16 protein-coding genes and 1 other RNA gene are annotated in these 22,919 nt (G+C 20.8%); 1 reads left to right on the top strand and 16 read right to left on the bottom strand.

From position 1 onward, the window contains the following. Positions 1 to 5 precede the first annotated feature (5 nt). From uvrA to Q2306_RS02175, 10 genes are all read right to left on the bottom strand, one after another. Positions 6 to 2,798, bottom strand: a complete 2,793-nt coding sequence (gene uvrA / locus Q2306_RS02220) for an excinuclease ABC subunit UvrA (RefSeq protein ID WP_323847670.1) — start codon at positions 2,796 to 2,798, stop codon at positions 6 to 8. 136 nt (positions 2,799 to 2,934) lie between these two features. Next, positions 2,935 to 4,560: an excinuclease ABC subunit UvrC gene (uvrC, locus tag Q2306_RS02215; protein WP_323847669.1), complete on the bottom strand. Its 1,626-nt coding sequence runs from the start codon at positions 4,558 to 4,560 to the stop codon at positions 2,935 to 2,937. A 419-nt stretch (positions 4,561 to 4,979) separates the two neighbouring features. Further along, positions 4,980 to 6,539: an ATP-binding cassette domain-containing protein gene (locus Q2306_RS02210; protein ID WP_323847668.1), complete on the bottom strand. Its 1,560-nt coding sequence runs from the start codon at positions 6,537 to 6,539 to the stop codon at positions 4,980 to 4,982. A gap of 222 nt (positions 6,540 to 6,761) precedes the next feature. Then, a complete protein-coding gene (locus tag Q2306_RS02205; protein WP_323847667.1) occupies positions 6,762 to 7,520 on the bottom strand; it encodes a hypothetical protein in 759 nt (252 codons plus the stop codon). Positions 7,521 to 7,712: 192 nt separating this feature from the next. Continuing rightward, positions 7,713 to 8,083: a transfer-messenger RNA gene (gene ssrA, locus Q2306_RS02200) on the bottom strand. A gap of 172 nt (positions 8,084 to 8,255) precedes the next feature. Next, positions 8,256 to 9,224, bottom strand: a complete 969-nt coding sequence (gene ruvB / locus Q2306_RS02195) for a Holliday junction branch migration DNA helicase RuvB (protein WP_323847666.1) — start codon at positions 9,222 to 9,224, stop codon at positions 8,256 to 8,258. A 66-nt stretch (positions 9,225 to 9,290) separates the two neighbouring features. Next, positions 9,291 to 9,848: a Holliday junction branch migration protein RuvA gene (ruvA, locus tag Q2306_RS02190; protein ID WP_323847665.1), complete on the bottom strand. Its 558-nt coding sequence runs from the start codon at positions 9,846 to 9,848 to the stop codon at positions 9,291 to 9,293. A 2,344-nt stretch (positions 9,849 to 12,192) separates the two neighbouring features. After that, complete coding sequence (locus Q2306_RS02185; protein ID WP_323847664.1) at positions 12,193 to 12,990, bottom strand: hypothetical protein; 798 nt, start codon at positions 12,988 to 12,990, stop codon at positions 12,193 to 12,195. A 234-nt stretch (positions 12,991 to 13,224) separates the two neighbouring features. Beyond that, the gene (locus Q2306_RS02180; protein ID WP_323847952.1) at positions 13,225 to 14,055 is read right to left on the bottom strand and encodes a Wadjet anti-phage system protein JetA family protein; all 831 of its coding nucleotides are present in this window, start codon (positions 14,053 to 14,055) and stop codon (positions 13,225 to 13,227) included. 897 nt (positions 14,056 to 14,952) lie between these two features. After that, entirely contained in the window at positions 14,953 to 15,546 is a 594-nt protein-coding gene (locus tag Q2306_RS02175) for a Wadjet anti-phage system protein JetA family protein (RefSeq protein ID WP_323847663.1), read from the bottom strand. 557 nt (positions 15,547 to 16,103) lie between these two features. Between Q2306_RS02175 and Q2306_RS02170 the strand changes: the two genes are divergently transcribed. Next, positions 16,104 to 17,399, top strand: coding sequence for a hypothetical protein (locus Q2306_RS02170; protein WP_323847662.1), 1,296 nt, complete (start codon positions 16,104 to 16,106; stop codon positions 17,397 to 17,399). A gap of 821 nt (positions 17,400 to 18,220) precedes the next feature. On the opposite strand, the gene Q2306_RS02165 is transcribed toward Q2306_RS02170, so the two are convergent. The 6 genes from Q2306_RS02165 to rplS form a co-directional block, all read right to left on the bottom strand. Continuing rightward, positions 18,221 to 18,943, bottom strand: a complete 723-nt coding sequence (locus tag Q2306_RS02165) for an ABC transporter permease subunit (protein WP_323847661.1) — start codon at positions 18,941 to 18,943, stop codon at positions 18,221 to 18,223. Positions 18,944 to 18,946: 3 nt separating this feature from the next. Next, entirely contained in the window at positions 18,947 to 19,948 is a 1,002-nt protein-coding gene (locus Q2306_RS02160) for a MetQ/NlpA family ABC transporter substrate-binding protein (protein WP_323847660.1), read from the bottom strand. A gap of 49 nt (positions 19,949 to 19,997) precedes the next feature. Further along, positions 19,998 to 20,702, bottom strand: a complete 705-nt coding sequence (locus tag Q2306_RS02155; protein ID WP_323847659.1) for an ATP-binding cassette domain-containing protein — start codon at positions 20,700 to 20,702, stop codon at positions 19,998 to 20,000. A gap of 52 nt (positions 20,703 to 20,754) precedes the next feature. Then, positions 20,755 to 21,189: a Fe-S cluster assembly sulfur transfer protein SufU gene (sufU, locus tag Q2306_RS02150; protein WP_323847658.1), complete on the bottom strand. Its 435-nt coding sequence runs from the start codon at positions 21,187 to 21,189 to the stop codon at positions 20,755 to 20,757. A 53-nt stretch (positions 21,190 to 21,242) separates the two neighbouring features. Then, positions 21,243 to 22,499, bottom strand: a complete 1,257-nt coding sequence (gene tyrS, locus Q2306_RS02145; RefSeq protein ID WP_323847657.1) for a tyrosine--tRNA ligase — start codon at positions 22,497 to 22,499, stop codon at positions 21,243 to 21,245. Positions 22,500 to 22,561: 62 nt separating this feature from the next. Next, positions 22,562 to 22,915, bottom strand: coding sequence for a 50S ribosomal protein L19 (gene rplS, locus Q2306_RS02140; RefSeq protein ID WP_323847656.1), 354 nt, complete (start codon positions 22,913 to 22,915; stop codon positions 22,562 to 22,564). Positions 22,916 to 22,919 lie beyond the last annotated feature (4 nt).

The raw sequence follows: 22,919 nt of genomic DNA, 5'->3' as shown, positions 1-22,919 counted from the left end.
TTATTTTATTTTAGATTTAAAATTTTTTTTAAATATTTTCCTGTATAACTTTTAGGATTTTGACTTATTTCTTCTGGCGTTCCTTTGGCAATAATATAACCACCTTTTTGACCTCCTTGAGGTCCTAAATCAATAACATAATCAGCATTTTTAATTATATCTAAATTATGTTCGATCATAATAACAGTTGATTTTTGTTGAACTATACGGTGAATTATTTGAATTAATTTTTTAACATCTTCGCTATGTAGACTTATAGTAGGTTCGTCTAATATATAAATTGTATTTGGAGCATTTTGTTTCATTAATTCGATAGATAATTTGATTCTTTGTAATTCTCCATCCGACATAGTAGCAAAACTTTGACCTAAACGTATATAATCTAATCCTATTTCTTTTAATATTTGAAAATGTTTTTTAATAAAAGAAAGATTATCAAAAAAAACAAAAGCTTCTTGAACTGTCATATTTAATATTTCGGATATGTTTTTATTTTTATATTTTATTTTTAAAATTTCTTTGTTAAATTTTTGTCCATTACATTTTTGACATTTGATTAAAACATTAGGTAAAAAATACATATCAATTTTTTTAATACCTTCTCCAGAGCAATATTGACAACGTCCTTTTGGGTTATTTAAAGAGAAATTATTTTCAGTATAACCTTTTATTTTAGCTTCAATAGTTGAAGCGAATAAATTTTGAATACGATCTAAAATTTTGGTATATGTGGTTATGTTGCTTTTAGTTTTTTTTCCTATAGGATTAGTTGTAATTTTAATAATTTTGTTAATATTATTGTATTTATTTAAACTTATATTCTTTTCTAAAACATTTTTCGTTTTACAATTTGATTTTACAATTTGATTTAATAAAGTTGATTTACCTGATCCAGAAACTCCTGTTATGACTATGAATATTTCTAAAGGTAAATCGATATTAATATTTTTTAAATTATTTTCGGAAGCATTTTTGATATGAATTACTTTTTTAAGATTAATAGAATTTCTTTTTTGTGGGACATCAATCTCTTTATCTCTTGTTAAATACTGCCCTGTTAAACTATTTTTATTTTTCATTATTTCTTTAGGAGAACCACAAGATATCAATTCTCCGCCCTTTTCACCTGCCAGAGGACCTATTTCTATTACATAATCAGCTGATAAAATTGTAGCAGGATCATTTTCTATTACTAGAAGGGTATTGTCTAGATCTCTAATTGTTTTCAAAGAATTAATTAAATTTTCATTATCTTTAGGATGCAAACCAATTGATGGTTCATCTAATGTGTATAAAATACCTGATAATTTAGCGTTAATTTGGTTAGTTAATCTTATTCTTTGAGTTTCACCGCCAGATAAAGTTTTACCATAACGAGCTAAAGTTAAATAACCTAATCCTATATTTTTTAAAAAAACAAGTTTATTTGTTATTTCTTCTAAAATAGAATCTGAAATTTTTTTTTCTTCATTTTTTAATTCCAAGTTTTGACAAAAATTTAATAAATCTTCTATAGATAATTCAGTTAATTGATAAATATTATGATTTTTAATTTTAAACATTAAAGCTCTTTTGTTCAAACGAGCTCCTGAACATGAATCACATTTTTGTTGGGACATGAAAATATCAATAAAATAATTGATATTATTTTTATCATTTTCTTCGTTATAATAATGTTCCAAAATTTGTATGACTCCCATATTAGTAGGTTTTAACAGAACTGTTTTTAATTTATTTCCTGTTTGGCCATAAAGAAGAATATGGAGTGTTTCAGGACTTAATTGTTGTAAAGGAATATCCATATCGATATTATGATGTTGACAAAAAGTTTTTAAATCATGAATTTGATTATATAATTGTTTATATTTAAAATAAGGAATAATACCACCATTATTGATCGATTTATGATAACAAATAATTAAATCTAAATCTATTTTTTTTTTGGTTCCTAATCCTTGGCAATTTTCACAAAAACCAAGAGCATTATTGAAAGAAAACAAACGCATTTCTTTTTTAGGAATAAAAATATCTTTATTGTCTTTAGAAAGATTGCGATTAAATTCGAAAATTTTTTCTTCTTGAAAAATACATACTTTTTCAGGAATTAAAGAAAAAGCTAATTCTAAAGAATTATATAATCTTTCTTGATTATTATCATTTAGTTCAAAACGATCTATTATTGTATAAATATCATGATATTGATTTTCTTTTAATAAAGAAACTTCATTGTCTAAAGATAATATTTGGTTATTAATAATAAAACGATTAAAACCTTCTTTGATCAATGTTTGTAAAATATTGGGATTTTGATCTTTTTGTTTTTTGAAAACGGGAGCTAAAATAAAAATTTTTATATTGGGTTTTAATTTTAAAATTTTATTAGTAATTTCTTCTAAAGTTTGATTTTGTATTATTTGATTTGTAACAGGGTGATGCGGAACAGAGATATTTTTGTAAAGTAATCTTAAATAATCATAAATTTCAGTCATAGTTCCTACAGTAACACGAGGATTATTAGATATTATTTTTTTAGGAATGCTAATAGCAGGACATAAACCTTCAATCTTATCAACATCAGGTTTTTCAAAATTACCTAAAAAATGTCTAGAATAAGAATCCAGTGATTCTATATATTTTCTTTTTCCCTCTTGATATAAAGTGTCAAAAACTAAAGAAGATTTACCTGAACCCGAAATACCAGTTACCACTATAAGTTTTGATTTAGGGATTTCTAAGTTGATATTTTTTAAGTTATTAACTCTAGCTCCTCTAATTTTTATTATTTGATTGTTATTCATTTAATTTATAGTACTTTCTGAAAAGTTTTAATTTTTATATTTGTTTTTTATTTTAGTCAAAATATTATAAGAAACATTTAATTTTTTAAATTATTCATAAGAAGTTTTTTTATTTCTTTTATATTTTTAAAATTTTTTAATATTTTTTTATCCCTATTTCGGATAAACGAGATAGAAATTTTTTTGTTTCTTTATTTTGGGTTTCTTTATGGAATGATAAAGTAAAACGATGCACTTCTTTGCTTAATTGTAATAAAAAACGAAATATTTTATCATCAGGTTTGAAATAAAAAGTTCCCTTTTTTGTAATTAAAGCTTCTAATTGATGTTTATCGTTTTTCTTTAATGCTCCTGTTAAAATATTTAAATTTAGTTTTTTTGTAACTCTAGAACAAATATTAAATTGTCCTTTTCCACCATCTATTAAAATTAAATCAGGTAAAGGGGCTTTGATGTCTAAAAGTTTTTTATAACGTTTATTTAATACGTATTCAAAAGAACGATATTCATCTTGGAATTCTTTTTCTATATGAAATTTACGATAACATTTTTTGTCAAATTGAAAATTTTTAAACACAATCATAGTTGATACAAAAGATTGTTGAAATAAATGAGAATTATCAAAAACTTCAATATGATTGATAGGTTTTTCAAAAAAATCGGATAAGATATTGATATATTCTTGCATAGTTTCGAATTTAGATTTATGTATTAAATTATATTTGACAAGATTTTCTTTAGCATTTTTTAAAGTCAATTCATACAAACGAAATTTATTGTTTTTTAAAGGAATAGTTATTTTAGTATTTAATAAATTTTTAATATTCTTTTTACCCTTAGTTAAATCAGATCCTATAATAATTTCTTTAGGAATAATTTGATTTTGATAATATAAATTTAAATAAGTTATAATATTATTTTCAATTGAACCTACATATGAAAAAACTGTTTGATGATGATCAAAAATATTACCTTGATTTAATCTTAAAATGTATAAAGAAATTTCGTTTTCATTGTAATAAGTTGCAATAATATCGCAATTTTTATTTTCTTTTAAATTATTTATAAATTGTTTTTCTATTATTCTTTGTAAATGAAATAGAATTTTTTTATATTTCATGGCTTTTTCAAATTCTAATGCTTGGCTCGCCGTTTCCATTGATTTTTTTATTTTTTTAATAATTTCTTGATTATTACCTTTAAGAAATTTAGTTATAGCTTCGATGTTTTTTTGATAATCAACTTCACGGTTATAACAAGGCCCTAAACATTGTTTCATTTGATAATAAATACAAGCTTTTTTATTAAGAGGATGACATCGCCTTAAAGGATAAACTTGATATAATATATTTATTGTTTCTTTAATAGTTTCATAACTAGGATAAGGCCCAAATAATATTTTATTTTTAGGAACTATTTTATATTTAGATAATATTATTCTAGGATGCTTTTCGTTTGTTATTTCGATGTAAGGATAACTTTTGTCATCCATTAATTTAAAATTATATTTAGGAGTATGTTTTTTAATTAAATTTGATTCTAATATTAAAGCTTCTAATTCGTTATTTGTTAAAATGTAATTTAAATCTGTAGCTTCTGATATTAAAAGATTTGTTTTGTGATTATGTGAACCTGTAAAATAACTTTTTACTCTATTTTTTAAATTTTTAGCTTTCCCTATATAAATTATATTTTTGTTCTTGTCTTGGAATAAATAACATCCTGGTTGGATAGGAAGTGTTTTTAGTTTTTCTGATAACACAATTTTACGCCTTTAATTAATATATCTTTGTTTGGCAAATTCGATAGAAAAATCTTTTACAAAAACAAAAAACATAACATATTAATATTATACTTTAATTAATATATCAAAAAAAGTTTTAAAATTTATTTTGTTGTTATATTAATTAAATAAAATATATTATATTTAATGATTAAAAAGATTTATTGTTTAAGAAATAAAATCTTAATAATTTATAATTACTTTTCTAGCAAATAAAATATTTATTTATTTAATTAAAGATTATTGATTTAATTTTAATTGCTTTATAAAAAACAAAAAAGTCAATTTATTTCTAAAATAAATAAATTGACTTTTTTGTTTTAAAAAAAATTTATAAATTTTTTTTAAAACAAATTAGTTGCATGAATAAATATTTATTCGATGTTTTGTTATATTTTTTATTTATCTAATATAACTTCTATTACTTTCTTTTTTGCAAATTTATTAATAGGAAAAAAAATAGATAAAAAAGTAACTATTAAATTAATTACAAAAAACAACGGAATTAAAATCCAAATTTGAGACCAGAAATTAAAATTTTTTATTGCTTGTTCTATGTTGTTTTCTGTAGGTGGTACATTAATATTAAATGATGTTGCAATACGTAAGACATCGATATTTTTAATAGAAATATTTTTAAAAAAATAAGCCCAATGAATCCATTGAAAAGGTAACATAAATATTATACCTAAACATACACTTATTATGTAAGAAATCATAAAACCTTCGGTAAAAAAAATTTTAAAAATATCTATTTTTCTAGCACCTAAAGCTCTTAAAATACCTATATCTTTTTTTTTAAATTTAATAGTATTTTTGATAAAACCACCTATTAAAAAGAAAGATACGCTTAAAATAAATATAAGCATAATAAATAATGATATCTCTGAATTTTTTACTAATGTTGTATCTACTAATTTTTGTTCTATTAATGATATATTTTTCATCAATTCTTTGAATATACAAAAAATCCATAAGTATGATTCGAAGCAAAAATCAAACATATTATATAACAAAGTTGAAAATAAAATAGTTAAGAAGAAATAAACTTTTTTTGTTTTAAAAAAACTAATACCCATTTTAAAAGTTAATGATGATGGTAAATGACTGAAAATTTTAGTTAATGGTTTTATTTCCGTCGTTTTTGGTTGTTTCGGTGTTGGAATAAATATTTTTTTATAATTGTTTTGGTTATTTTCTGTAATCTGTTTTAATAATTCTTCTGTAATAGTTTGACCTTTTAAAGAATCTAATTTATTTTGTGATTTTGTATTTTTTAATTTATTATTTTTAGATAAATCAGATAAAATTTGTCCATCTTTTAATTCTATTATTCTATCGCCATATATAAAAGCATTTTCTGTATCATGAGTAACAATTAAAATTAATTTATTATCTGACATTTTTTTTAAAAAATTTAAAATGTTTTTAGCGGTTTCTGAATCTAAATTACCTGTAGGTTCGTCACATAAAATAATACTTGTATTTTTAATAAAAGCACGGGCAATAGCTACTTTTTGTTTTTGCCCTCCTGATAATTCATTAATAAATCTATTTTCGTGACCTTCTAAATCAACATTTTTCAATGCTTCACTAATTAAAATAGGTGTTGCTTTTTTTCCTTGTAATTGTAAAGACAAAGCTATATTTTGAGCGACTGTTAAATCTGAGATTAAATTATAATCTTGAAATACAAAACCTACATTACCATTACGATAGTTATCGTAATCAACATTTTTAAAATTAAGAATAGAATTATTATGAATTAAAATATCACCTTCATCTAAATTATCTATACAGCCTAATAAATTTAACAAAGTAGTTTTTCCTGAACCTGATTTTCCTAAAAGAAATATCAAACCTTTATCAGGTAAATCTAAAGATATATTTTTTAAAACTTTAAAAATAAATTTTTTTTTTGAAATATAATTTTTGCTTACATTAACTAAATTTAACATTCTCTTAACATTCTCCTTGTAAATAATGTTGATATTTATTAAAATTTCTAATTTATATTGAATAATTAAAAAAAAAAAAAAACACTTTATTATATTAGTAATTATATATTATATTAAAAAGAGTATTTATTTTGCCATTATTTATGTAAATTGTAAAGAAAAAATTTAATTATTATTATCTTTTGTTTTGAAATTTAATTTGTTTTATTATTTTAGATTATTTCAGAATTTGAACCAAATTGTATTAATTAATTTATTAATAAAACTTTCTTCTGATTTGTCTTGTGTTTTTTCTTCTGATTTGTCTTGTGTTTTTTCTTCTGATTTGTCTTGTGTTTTTTCTTCTGATTTGTCTTGTGTTTTTTCTTCTGATTTGTCTTGTGTTTTTTCTTCTGATATTGTTTGTTGCCTCAAAAAACTCCACAATTTTTTGACAATATTGGATATGTCACAACTATTCATAACTTGTTGTTTTATTTCATCTATTCCTTTGATAATATATTTTTGTGTCACAACCTCTATTTTACCTTCAATTTGTGTTGAAAATTTGTCTTTATCTTTTTTAATTTGTTGATGTAAATCTTCAATGTTTTTTTCTAACAATGATGATATGTCATTTATTTTTGTTTCAACTTGTTGTGAAAATTTATCTCTGAACTTGTCTTTATCTTTTTTAATTTGTTGATGTAAATCTTCAATGTTTTTTTCTAACAATGATGATATGTCATTTATTTTTGTTTCAACTTGTTGTGAAAATTTATCTCTGAACTTGTCTTTATCTTCTTGTAACGAAGTTAAGAATTGTTGAAACATACTTGACAAATTATTTATTTTATTAACAAGATTGTTTGAAACATCATCTACTTTTCCTTCTATTTTATCTTGCATCGTCCCTTCAAAAGCATTCATTTTGTTATAAACAAAAATCATAATTAAAACAATAATGAAAAGAATAAATAAAAAAGATTTTTTTTGCAACATATTTCAAATACTCCTTTTAAATAACATAATATATTTTAATAATATTATTTTAACTTCAAAACAAATATAATAAAGTTTCACAATTTAAATTGGTCATTTTAATATTTTACAAAAAACAACAAATTCAAATAATCAACACAAATATCAAATTTATTTAAAAAAATTAATTTTAAGTTAATTTGATATTTGTGTTGGTGGAGATGAGGGGATTCGAACCCCTGTACAAAACTAATTCGTTTTTTACTTCTACATACTTATTTTTTTGTTCTCACAAACAATAAAAAAATTTATTTATATTCGTTTAAGTTTATAAATAAATATAATTTTTAAAATGATTCAAAATTTTTTTAAAAATAAAGAAAATTTAAATTAAACAGCTAATGTTTGTCCAGCAAAAATGTTTAATGGTGAAAAATTTAAATACTTTAATTGATTTTCAGAAGAAACTTGTTCTTCTGCTTTATTATTGTTGCCATTTATTTTCAATCTCGAATGTTTTTACTTGCTTTACCAAGATATGCATAAAAAAGTCTTTAGTTTTGGCGAATTCCATAAACATCCCCGATTTATTATATATTTTTTTGATTAACTTTGAATGATATAATTTATTATTTTAAATATAAAATATTTTTGGATTTTTTGAATTCTTTTCTTGTATATTAATAATTATATAATAATTTTGTTATTTTGATTATATAAATTGTTCAAATTTTGTTCAAAAAAGGATTATATTACTTATTTATTGACTTTATTTTTGTTTAAAAGTTTAATAGCTAATTCTGTCGCTATTCTTCCGCGCGAAGTTCTTTTAATATAACCTTCCTTAATTAAATAAGGTTCATAAACTTCTTCAATAGTAAAAATTTCTTCCCCAATTGTTGCAGCAATATTTTTAATTCCTGCTGGTCCGCAATTGAATTTATAAACTAAATTTTTTAAATAATTAAAGTCTGTTTCATCTAAGCCGTTTTCATCTATTTGTAATTTTTCTAAAGTATGTAAAGCTATTTCGCAAGTTATTTTTGTTTTAGAATAAATTTCAGCAAAATCTCTTGTTCTTCTAAATAAACGATTAGCTATACGGGGAGTGCCTCTGCTTCTTTTAGCTAATTCTTCTAAAGCTTTTGCTTCTATTTCGTTACCATATACAGAAGCTGTTCTATTTATAATTGATTGTAATTCTTTTTTATTATAATATTCTAATTTTAAAATTAAACCAAAACGATCTCTTAACGGAAAAGAAATATTACCAAATTTAGTAGTCGCTCCAATCAAAGAAAAAGGAGGTAAATCAATTCGGATGGTTCTTTTTTCTTCATTTTTTCCGATAACAACATCTAGAATATGATCTTCCATTGCTGAATACAAAATTTCTTCAACATTTTTAGGCAGACTATGTATTTCATCAATGAATAAAATATCACCTTTTCGCAAATTACTTAAAAAAATCGCTATATCTCCAATTTTTTCGATATTTGAACCACTTGTTGTTTGAAAATTAACTCCTAATTCATTTGCAATTATTTGTGCTAAAGTGGTTTTTCCTAAACCAGGAGGTCCATAAAATAAAAGATGATCTATTGATTCTTTTCTTTTTTGAGCTGCCTTTAAATAAACAAACAAAATTTTTTTGATTTTATCTTGACCTATATATTCTTTCAACATTTGCGGCCTTAATTGATTTTTATTTTCTTTTTTTTTCATAAATATTTTCATCATCTCATATTTTTAAATTTTTTTATTTATTGGTATGAATTGTTTACAAAAAAACTATTTCATCATTAATGATAAAGCGTCTTTGATGATTGATTCTATTTCTTTATTGAAATCTAATTTTTTTATGATATCATCAATTTCTTTATTTTTAAAACCCAAATTATTTAACACTTCTTTTACATCCCTTTGTTTTGGATTTAAAAAAATTGTTTTATTAGTTAAAGATTCATTATTTTTTAAATGAAAAATAATTTGTTGTGCTGTTTTTTTTCCAATACCTGGGAATTTTGATAAATATATCACATTGTCCTCGTTTATTGCTTGTTTAATTTCTTTAAATAAAACTTGATTAGTTAATAAGATGGCACTCTTAGGGCCGATACCTGGAATAGAAATTAATTTTTTAAAAAAAAATAAAATTTTTTCTTCTAAAAAACCATATAAATAATGAATATTTTCTTTAACATAAAAATAAGTAAATAATTTTACTTCTTGATTGATATTAAAAATATAAGGATTAGAAAAACCAATATGATATCCAATACCATTATTATCTAAAACGATATTGTCGTTTTGTATAGATGTTATTTTACCTTTGATATAGAAATACATATAAAATCACTCCTTTAAGATATTTTTGGATAATAATATCTTTAAATTAAAAATAGAATTTAACACAATTTATTTTATTTAATAAAAATTTTTGGTAGATGCTTAATTATATTAATATTATCAAACACTTTAAAAATTTTTATTTTTAGTTAAAAAACATATATATTATAAATTTAACAAATGATAAAAAAATTATTATCGTCTTAATATTATAAAATATTTTTGGTCAAAACATATAAATTATAAATTATGAAATTTACAACCATAATAAATAAAATTCAAATTCTGATTTTAAATAATTGGTTAAAAAATAAAAATATTAAGATTTTAATATTCATTTATTATTGAAAATATTTTTCAAAAAAGATAATTTTTTTATTCTTATTAAACTTTTTAATTGTGATATTTATTCAAAATATTTTTTAGAAATTATAATTTTTTCTTTTATATATTTTTAAAAAATATTTTTATGATTCATATAAAATTAGATATATATTACAAAATTAAACCTTAATTGATTTATTAATAAAACAATTAAGGTTTAATTTTGTAAAATGATTTTTTTATAGAAATATTTTTAAAATTATTATAATAAATTGAATTCAACAATATTTAAATTCGCTTTTCACTCTCTTTTTTATAATTGTTTGTTTTTCTAATAATAAATTTTAGTTATTTTATCTAATAAAGTTTTATTTTTTTTAATAATTTTTCTTGATTATGTCATCATGTATTCATCTATTATTTTGTAATTTCTTTTTCTAATGATTGATTATAATTATAAATATTATCTTTGCTTTGAGGTCTCTTAAATCAGACAATCTTAATTTAGTTACCATTTGTAAAGCGGATTTGAAGTAATTCTAACTCTTCTCTAAGGATATCATTTATGGTATATCTATAACGTATTAACCTAAGAAGAAAAAAATAAACTATTAATGATTATCAAAGAAGATTTAGAAATTTATATCAAAGATATAAATGATTATCTAGGGAAAAATAGACCTAGATTATAAATATTATTAAAAGAAAATAGAAAAATATAATACTTGTATCGCAAAGAATATAATTTATCTAAAGAAATATAAAATTTGCGTAAATTAGTGATAAATATTGCACAAAATAACATCCATTATTTAAAGAATACGAAAAAATTATTTAATAATTAATCAAAAGAAAAAAACAAAATAAAAGACAACAACGATTTATAACAAAAAAAATAAAATTGAGCTCTAATTAGAATCTATTGAAAATAAAATCACTTCTATCAAAAAAGAACTCAAACAAAAATGAAATAAAAAATTTTTTAATATTAAAAAAATAAAGTTATATACTATAGTAAGGACGATTTCTTTAAAAAAATAATATAAATTGCTATTTTTATTAAAAGAGACATTAAATAATGAACTTTTTTGGCATTAAATATACTAAACAAGAACAAAAATTATTATCTAATTATTAACAACCTATTAGAAAAAATAAAGAATCAAACCGATAAATAATAAACAAAAATGAAATAAAACTGCCAAAATCTAAAATTTAAATAATTTAATAAAAATTTGATACAATTCTATCTTATATCTTATCATAATCTGACGACAATATTTTATTACTCAATCATTTTTAAAAGATTAGAACAAATTAAAATTGATAAAATTAACAGCCAAATTCATAATTTAAAAGTTACTTATAATTCCTTCACAAATTAATTTCGATATTCTGAAGATTGTAAAAAATGTAAAAAGAACAAAATCATAAAGATGACGTAACACAAATTATCTTAAATTAACGAATTTTATAAAATCATCTCAGAAGAGTAATAAAAATAAAATAAAAGGAGATTTAATTTTAAAAACCAATTTAAAATAGTTTATTTTTGTTTAATTATTTTTATATGATTATTATTTATTATTAATAAAGTATACGGGCTATGAAAAAAAATAAAAATAACAAACCTATTTAAAAAATGAATCAATTAAAGAAATAGACAACTGGGTATTGTCAAATATTAATCAAAAAAATAAATTTGAATTTAAGGAATAAAAACAAAATAGATTTAAATATTATTCTAGAAGAAGAATAAATTATAAATCGAAAGACCCTTTATAAGGTCTTTTTCCACTTACAATTATTATATAACTATAACATTACATGAAAATGGAACCGATTGAAATTTTTCCATTTTTTCTAACAAAATTATTTTTGAGAAATTAAAATTGTTTGTTTTAATTTATTGAATATTTTTTATTATTTTAAATATAAAAAAGTTGAACTTTTTTGATTAAAAGTTCAACTTTTTTATAAAATAATGATTTGGTTTTATAAAATAAAGTATAGATGTTTTTTAACAAAAATTTTCATCGTAACTATAATATTTATATGAAAAAAAATCACCATTTTTATTATTTATTTTTTTTATTTTTTGTCCTTCGTTATTATATTCGTAATTATATAAAACAAAATCTCTTTTTTTTATTTTGTCATTAAAACTAGATAAAAAGTTATTACTTTGAAATAAAAGATAATAAGATCTTTTTTGAATTTTTTGATTCTTATCATTATATTTATACTTTATAATATTTTTTTTAACAAAATTGTTTTCGCATCGACAAAATTTAATTTTTTTAATTAATTGACCTTTTTGATTATATTCATATTTAGTTTCGCTGTTTTTGCAATTTAGCGCGGTAATAATTTTATTTTGATCATTATATTTATATACAGTGTAAAAATTAGGATTTTTTAAATCTTGTTTATAAATAATTTGATTTTTATAATTATAACCATATCTATAATCTTGATTGCGAGATATGTGGTATTTAGTGTATAATCTTCCTTTTAAATCATAATTATATATAACTTCTGTTTTTTTATCAGAACTTTTATTATTTATATATTTTAATACAAGTTTATTTTTCCAAGAGTCTATTTGATCTGAATTATTTTCTATATTTTTTGTTTTTATATTGTCTGATTCAATTATTTCAGAATCAGTTTCTGTTATGCAAAAACAATTTAAACAACTTTTTTTATCACAAATACCATATATTTTATTTAAATTGAAATTTAAATAAATAAAAAAAATAACCATTATAAACAATTTTAAAAAAAATTTATTAATTATATTTTTTTTAAAATACATATAAACTACTTTCTTCTTTTATTTTTGAAATTAAATTTTATTCTATAATAAAAAATTACATAGTTTCTCTTTAGAAACCATCATAATTATATATTAAAATTTTTTATTCAGAAAATAAATAATAAAATTTAAATATATGTTTTAATTGAATTAATTTTTATAATATTTGAATTGTGAATAATATTCAAATAACACAAAAAAATCAAAATTAAAATTTTATTTATTATCAAAAAATTAAATTTTAAAAATTACAAAATCATAAAAAGAAATATTATAACAATTAACTTTTTGATTTAATTTTTTAATTTTATATATATTATTATCTTTAGAATAAGATTGAGCGTAAATATAAATTAAAATAAGACGAGATATATCGTGATTTGTTTTTAAAATTAATTCCGAAGCTTTTAAGAAATTTTTTTGATTTAAAATTTCTTTTACAAAAGAATTAATATTTTTACGATTTAAAAAAAATTTATTGTCCAAAAAAGTTTTCTTTTTCTCTTTTAAATTGAATTCTATTTCTTCAGGGATTAATTCTAATTCAGAATTTATTATTTCGTTTTTTTGCACTCTAGGTTTATAAAAAGATAATTCGTCTAAATTTTTGATATTCCACAAATTATAAAAAAGAGCAAAATTAATTTTATCATCTAAAATTAATTTAATAGCATAATTTAAAAGATTTTCGATATTTTTATTTTGATTATCAAAAAATAAAATTCTTTCGCAAGCGATTCTCAAATATTGTTCATTTTTTTGATCTATAATTTTTATTAATTTATCTGTAGCCTTCAAATTATTTTTTATTTCTTTAATTTGTTCTTTAATTAAATTTTCATTTGTTTCTATAGAATTTTTATTTATTTTTGCTAATTGAGTGATCATTTTTTTCATATAAATAGGATTTTCTTCTATTTCTTTGACAAAAAAATTAATTTGAATACAATATTTCAAAAAATTATCAGTTGTTTTTAAAACATAATAAGATGAATCAAAAAAATTTTTTTTATAATCGAATAATAACTGTTCCAAAACATTTTGTAAATTATAATTAAAATTAATATCGATAAATCAAATGCGTTTTACTAATTTTTATTCTCATTAATCTTCTTAGATTCTAGAAAGTATGAGAAGTTTATTATTTAGGTTTATTACAAATTGGTCCCGATCTAAACCGTACGAACAAGTTTCCAAGTATACGGCTTGCCATAATTGTAGTGGTATGAGTCTTTTCTCGTGTTATCGTGAGTATTTGTGACTAATGAGAGATGTTTTGTCCCTATGTCTCTTTTTTTAAAAGATAAAAGGGGGGCTCTCAGGATTTATAGGTAATCTTTAATGTTTATAATTTTGTGAACAGATTATGCTGTTTTAAATATATTGGCATTCATTAAGTCATTACATAAATCTCTACAATTACTTACCACTTTCGCCCTATGATAGGTTTTCCCTATCTTCTTGGTAGTTCGATTGTCTAAGGTGTTTCAACCTTGGTTTTACTTCTACGACTACTAAATGGTATCTTTATCCTTGATTCTATTTGACTTTTTACCTCGAATATTTAGGTTTGACCTTGAATTTTAGGATTCTTAAAGTTCCCTTTATAATATACCTTGACTATTTTAGGATGGATGAACTCTATATTAATAGAGATAATTGGATTTACTAATTGAATAGTTGCGTGATAATTATTAAAGACTAATACTATATCTTTAATATGCATCCAATCTGAAGGATTTCATTAACTTGCCTTCCTTAGGTTATTAAATTACTATTTTATTTCCATTAGGACCGTCTCAGGTCTTTTCCATGATAGTCTTGAACTTGCGATAACTTCTTGACTAGTTACTTCGTCTCATTTCGCTTTTATGACTGCTGTAATCTCATATTCTTTCGTTTATGAAACCGTCGGAGTTTCCTCTTTTATATGTTCTATGGCATTATCGACCATGTAATTGGTTAAATTACTGTATTATACGGTATCTTTTCGCCCATATTAATTAATTGATGATAAAATCGAAAAATATTAGCTTTTAAAATTTTTAATTTTATCAAAAGACTTTGTGTTTTTAACATAGCCTCTGTAAAAGTAGAATAATTTTTTTCGACAAGAAAAGATTTTAATAGAGAATATACACTATAAATATTTCCGATTGATTCCGGTTTAATTTTGTTTAAAGTTTTTTTAAAACAATGAATTATTTCTAAACTATAATCAAAAAAATTTAAATGAACAATATTATAACTAATTTTTTCCTCAGCTAACCAACCATTTTTGTTTAATAAACTGATAACTCTAGATGCTTTTTGACGATTATTAGTGATTAATTCTTTTTTATTTTCCTCTGTTTCTTCTTCGAATAAAATTTGTGATTTTTCTATAAAATATTTCTCCAGAACATTTAAAGCTATATTTTTATCAATATTAAATTCATCATCTTCATCGGCTAACTTTTCTAAAATTAAAAGACAATCAATATATATACTTTTATTAATTGAAACTAATAATTGAAAAAAATTACAAGGGATAATTTTGAATAAATTAAACGACATTATATATTTGCATCCTTAAATAATTTTGATTTTTAAAAAAAAAATAATATTTAATATTTAATTAATTAAATAAAATATATCTAAATTATTTTTATAAATTAAAAAAAATTAAAAAAAATTAAAAAAAATTAAAAAAAATTAAAAAAAAATATAAAATGAATAATAGTTATTCATTTTTATTTAAATATAATATAATTATAATTCAATGTTATATATAATTTAAAAATTTGTATTTTTTTGTTTATGAAAATCTAAATTATTTATTTTATCGAGTTAAAACAATTATACAAATAGATTTTAAATAATTATGAAACACATCTAGTTTTCACTATTATAAACATTTTTCTTAATTTAATATTTAACAATTATATAAATATATTTTAGATTTTCTATTTTTTTTAATAACAAACTAATATAGATAAAATTTTTATTTCAAATTTGTTTAATAAATATATTTTAATCATTTCTTTATAATTCGGCTATTTACAAAATAATATATTAATATAGTTAAAAATTATTTTCAAATAGAAATAAGATAGGAAAAAAGAATGAATATTATGTTAAATAAAACAAAAATAAAAGTTTATTTTATTATTATTTCAACTATAATTTTAATTGCTATTATCTATTATTTATACATTTTATCCCAAAATAATTTATTAAAAAAAGATAGTTATATAAAAGAACTTGAAACAGAAATAAATACTCATAAAAATAATATTCGTTCTCTTAAAACAAATATATTAATAAAAGACAAAGATATAAACAAATTAAAATCGGATATATATGATGGCGAGAACAATTCTGATTTGTTTCAAAAAAATATTTTAATAACAGAAGAAAATATAAAACAACTTCAATCTAAAGTAAATAACCAAAAAAATAATATTGATTTTTTAAACATTAATATTTCGGATAAAGAAAAAAATATAAATTCTTTAAAAAATGATATCACAGATAAAGATAACAAATTAATAAGAGTTCAAAATGAAAATTCAAAACTTAAAGAACAATTTCAAAATAAAGAAAAAAAAATAAATCAATTACAACAAGAATTGAATAATAAAAATAATGAAATAACAAGTCAAAAAACAAATCCAAAAAAAATTTATGGCATTAATGAAGAATTATATAAAGTAATCGAACAATACGATCAAACAACAGGCAAATTAGTAGAACAAAATTTATATAAAGATGATGAGAAAACACTTGTAAGCAAAGCAAAATTCAATATTCAAACGGATAAACTAATAGAAAAAACTAAATTTTGTCAAGATAAAACATTAGATTATGTTATAAAATATGATCCAGCAAATGGAAACAAAAAAGAATTTATACAACACGTGTGGGGAACAAATAAAATTAACTATATCCACAAATTTGATCCAAATACAAATATAAAAATAGAAGAAATAAAATATCATCAACAAGATGACACATTAGATTATGTTATAAAATATGATCCAGCAAATGGAAACAAAAAAGAATTTATACAACACGTGTGGGGAACAAATAAAATTAACTATATCCACAAATTTGATCCAAATACAAATATAAAAATAGAAGAAATAAAATATCATCAACAAGATGACACATTAGATTATGCTATAAAATATGATCCAGCAAATGGAAACAAAAAAGAATTTATACAATATGTCTGGGGAACAAATAAAATTAATTATATCCACAAATTTGATCCAAATACAAATATAAAAATAGAAGAAATAAAATATCATCAACAAGATGACACATTAGATTATGCTATAAAATATGATCCAGCAAATGGAAACAAAAAAGAATTTATACAATATGTCTGGGGAACAAATAAAATTAAATTCACTGAAACATATTAATATTATCAAAAAATAAATAAATAATATTGTTCAAAATTGATAAATAAATATTTAATTTATCGATATATTAATTATATATCTATACCGATGAATTATCTGTGTTTTAATAAAAGGGGATATTTTTGCATTACCATACCTTTATTACAAATCGGGTCCGCGTCCTGTTCTAAACTGTACACAAGCAAGTTAAATATACGAGCTTGTTACAATTGTAATTATTTGAGTTGATATCATACATGTAGCTATATGTACTAGATAATGAGTTCAATCTACTCATGATTCATAGATTATTCTTCGGTTTATAACTTGGCTTATCTTTTTAAACATGGGCAAGATTTTTCTATATTTATTTCAATATAGATTTGAGGTTGTTGTTGAGATTATTACTGAACAGATGCTTTATTATTAAAATCTGCCTGATCTTTTTACTCTTTTTACTCTTTTTACTTTTTTGGACTTTTTAGATTTTAATCTTGATTTTTAGGATTTAAGTAAATGCAGATATATTTGGAGTTGTCATTTAAGACAACTCATCGAGATACATTGAGATAATTGTATATGATGGACAAGAAAAAAATCATAATATTTGCAACTTCACAACTGCAATATTTCATTAACTTTCTGTTAGATTAGAAACCCATATCGGGTCCTTTCTTTCTGTAATAGAATTTAACTTTTCGATAACTTCTGAACTGGTTACTTCGTTTAATTTCACTTTTATGATCAATGTGTAATCTTATATTATTTCATTTATAAGACAGGAGGATATTTCTACTTTTAAAGAAAAGAAATAACCTTATATACAAAATTATATAAGGTTATTATCTTGTTTTATCTAATTTATTCACAAACCAATTAGCAATTATATTAATCATTTGAACTAATAAAAATATAACTATACTATAAGTTAAAATGAAGTCTAATTGATTAAAACCTACTTTTCTAAAATTAATAACTCCGTCTCCCCAACCATATTTATAAATTAACCCGCTTAATCCATAGTGCCCTACAAAATGTAAAACACTAGAATAAGCTAATGCAGAAATAAAGAGAGAAACTAATTTTAAAATTAAAAAAACTCTAGATTCTGTTAATAAAAAATATATAATAAATTGTCTTTTATTAGCTCCCAAAGTATAAGCTGTTTGATAAAGTTCAGGATTCATTTGTAAAAATATTTGTTCACAATTGCGAGCAAAAATAAAAATTAAAACAAAACTTAGACAAATAAAAGCTGCTTTAAAACTGTAATAACATTTCAAATATGGACCTGTAACATAATTAATTATTAAAATTATTAATATTATATATGGAGTAGAAATAATAATATTTATAAAACTATTTATAATAAAATAAGATTTTGTTTTATTATTTATTTTTAATAAATACAAACATATCCCTAATAAAAAACCAAAAACAAAAGAAAATAAACAAGACGAAACATTTAATCTTATTGTTTCTTTTAAGCCTTCCAATAATAAATAATTACCTTGATGATGACGATACGTTAAAACTTTATAAAAAGAAGAAAAAAAATTTATCATAAATTATTCGCATTCAAGATTAATTTTATTTTTTACATATTCTATTTCATTTAGTTCTATTAAATTATTATTGTCACTATATTTTTCTTTGTATAATTCCATTACTTTTTCGTTTGTCAAAACTTGTATTAATTTTTTGATTTTGTCATCATCTTTATTCTTATCTTTTATTATCAATGAAATCGTATAACTTATTGCAATATTATCATTTGATGGTTTTTTAAATGTGTTAATAGTTTTTATTTGTTCTTTTGGTATTGAAAAAGAATTAAAAATTGCGGGATATTGAATAAGTAAATCATATTTATTTGAATGTTCTTTAAAATAATTAGTTGATTTTGAATAGTCGATTCCTTCCGGTGTTGTTAATTTAATATTAGATGGGATTTCAAAAGATGTGATTTTTAAATCAGTATATTTATTCTTTAATTTATCGTCTTTAAATTCATTTTTTCTTGTTATAATTTGTAAATTTTCTAAAAAACGTAACATCATATTTGATTGGATGCCATCTTCACATAATAAAATGTTTATTGGTTTTAGATTATTATTTTTGTTTTGTCTTTGAATGAACTCATCCCATGTTTTTATCTTATTTGTGTCATCTGACGTTATATTATATAATCCTACATGAGCCCAATAAAAAGGATGAGCAACAATTACCTTAACATTGTTATTTTGGTTTTTGTTCAGATCTTTAGTATAAGGCAAATGAGAGTCGAATTTAGCTATAATTTGATCTTGATTAAGTAAATGATTAGTTTGTGAATAATCATGATTAGGATTAATCATTTCTACTTCGAGATTTTTTTCTTTTAATTGTTGTTGTACTATTTTTTCTAAAAAAAATTGGTTTATACTAGGTAAAGCAGTGGCCATTTTTATTTTTTCTAGTTGTTTGTCGTCTTTTGGTTTTTTCCAAATATATAAAATAACACTTATCGAAACTAATAACAAAACAATTAAAGAAAAAATTGAAATTAATTTTTTTCTTTGTATATTCATATTTTCCTCTTATTATCTTTAACATTTTGAATAATTTTGATAAAAATATTTATTTTTGTAAAAAAAAATCTTGATAAGATATTGATTTAAAATTATAAGAAGGTTTTAAATCAATAATCTTTTCTATTTTATTTTTGTTCAAAATAACAACTGAATTACATAAAGATTTTATAATCGAACTATTATGAGAAATTATAATAATAGTTGTTTTTTTTATTTTATTTATTTGATGAAATATTTCAAGAATATTTTGACTTACTTTTTCGTCTAAAGAAGAAGTTGGTTCATCACAAAAAATAATTTTAGGTTCGTAAACTACAGCTCTAGCAATAGCTGTTCTTTGTTTTTGACCTCCAGAAAGTTGTTTAGGATAAGAATAAATAAAATTCGATAATCCTACGAAATTTATAACTTCTAAAACTTTATGTTTAATCTGTTCTTTTGGATATTTTCTAATTTTCAAAGGTAAAGCGATATTATCGAAAACATTTAAATTAGATAAAAGGTTTAAATTTTGCCAAATAGTACTACTTTCAAGATAATTAAATTTTTTTATAATTTGAGTATCTTCTCTTTTATCAGGTTGTTCTAAGTTGTTCATTATTTTTAATAAAGTAGTTTTGCCTGAACCAGTTTCACCTATTAAACCTAAAATTTGACCTTCAGGAATTTCTACATTAATTTTGGTTAAAACAGGATAATGTTTTTTATTTATTATAAAAGTTTTATAAAGATTAATTATTTTTAAAATCATTACGATATAATAATAAACCTTTCTTAATTTTAAAAAAATAAAACTAAACATTTTATTTTTTTATTTTTTGTATCATTTGTAATAATAATTGCCAAGGGGTGCTAGCACATACAAATCTGCCTGGAAATTGACTAATTACTTTTAAAACTTGTAATTCTTTTTCTAATAAATCAGGATTAAATTTTTTATTTTGTAACATATTACAAAAATTGTTTATTTTAGTAATAGCTACTTTTAAATTATAGTTTTTTAAAAAAATAGACATTAAAGAAGAAGAAGCGATTAAAATAGCACATCCTTTAACATCGTATTTAATATCAACAATATTCCAATTATCAAATCTAACTTGCAGAGTTATTTCATCACTACAAGAAATATTTTTTTTTTTAAATATAATATAATTATTTTTTTTAGTATTTTTAATTAAACCTTTATTAAAAGGGTTTCGATAATGTTTAACTATTAAATCACGATATAATTGATTCATCCAATTAAAATACTAACCTTCCTTATATTTTATCAATAAAACGAATATAAAATTTAATTTGTAAAAACGATTAAGGAATTCATTTTATTTTTTTTAGTTAATAAGATATATTTATTATTACATAAAGCTTTTTCAGCAGTAACAACAAAATCTATCGCTTTAATAGTTTTTTGAAAAATTTTAATTGCCCCTGCAGTTATTAAAGTTTTAGCTTTTTTTTTAGAATCCGCTAATTTAGTTTTAACTAAAGCATCAATTAAACTAATTGGCTCTTTAATTTCTTTTGAAAATAAATATTTTCTTAATAAAAGAAATTCTTTATCATTAATTTCTTTTATTTTTTTTAAAAACAAAATATTATTCACTTGAAAACATTCTTGAAAAATTTTTTCTCCATGAATAAAAGAAACAACTTGTTTAGCCAATTCTCTTTGAGCCAATCTATTACCAGGATTAACTTTCATTTGTTCTTCTAATTCTAAAATTTTTTCAACCTCTAGCAAAGTTAACATTTTCAAATAATTAATAACATTGTTATCATCAATATTAAAAAAAAATTGATAAATTTGATAAGGATTTGTCAATTGTTCGTCTAACCAAATCGCATTTTTTTCACTTTTACCAATTTTAAGACCTTTTTCATCTAACAAAAGTGAGATACTTAAAGCAAAAGGCTTTTGTTGAGATTCAGCAGTTTCCTTTTTTCTTATTAATTCTAATCCAGATGTAATATTGCCCCATTGATCCGAACCGCCTAATTGTAATACAACATTATGTTTTTTATATAAAAAATAAAAATCTAAAGCTTGCAAAATCATATAAGAAAATTCAGTATAAGAGATTCCTTTATCTAATCTTTTAGCTATTTTTTCTTTAGAAATCATATAATTTACATTAAAACATTTGCCATAATCTCTTAAAAAAGTCATAAGATCAATTTTAGAAATCCAATCATAATTATCTACAAATGTTATTTGATTTTCTGGTAATAATTTAATTAATTGTTTTTTTATTTTAAATAAATTATTTTCAATTTCTTCAAGAGATAATAATTTTCTTTCTGTTTTTTCCTTCGGATCTCCTATTAAAGAAGTAGCTCGTCCGATTAAAATAAAAGGTTTATGACCTTTTTTTTGTAATAATAAAATAGTTATAATTTGAACTAAATGACCAATGGTTAATGAATCAGCAGTTAAATCAAAACCCCAATAAAAATTAATTTGTTCTTGATTTAACAATTTTTCTAATTTTTTTTCGTCAGTAGAATTTTTAAATAAATTACGCCATTTTAATTCTTGAAATAAAAACACAAAAAACTCCTTTTGATGTATTATTATTCTATTTAATCAAAAATTAAAATAAAAAAATTAAATTATTTTTTTTCTTTGATTTTAATAGCCTTGTTAGATAATTTTCTAATATAATATAATTTAGCTCTACGTACTATGCCGCGACGCACAATTTCTATTTTTTCATAACAATTTGAATGAATTGGAAAAATACGTTCTACGCCTACTCCTGCATATACTTTTCTTACTGTAAAAGTTTCAGAAATATGACTTCCTCTACGACTAATAACTATACCTTCAAAAACTTGAATTCTTTTCTTGTTTCCTTCTTCAATTTTATTAAAAACTTTTACAGTATCACCTGGTCTAAAATTAGGTACATCTCTTAAATTTTTATCATTGATTGAATTAATTAATTGTTGACCTTTAAGATTCATTTTA

Origin of the sequence: Phytoplasma sp. (assembly GCF_035187685.1) — a bacterium.
Classification (GTDB): Bacteria; Bacillota_I; Bacilli_A; order Acholeplasmatales; family Acholeplasmataceae; genus Phytoplasma.
The sequence above is the reverse complement of the archived record's forward strand: the minus strand, read 5'-3'. Positions and strand labels throughout refer to the sequence as shown.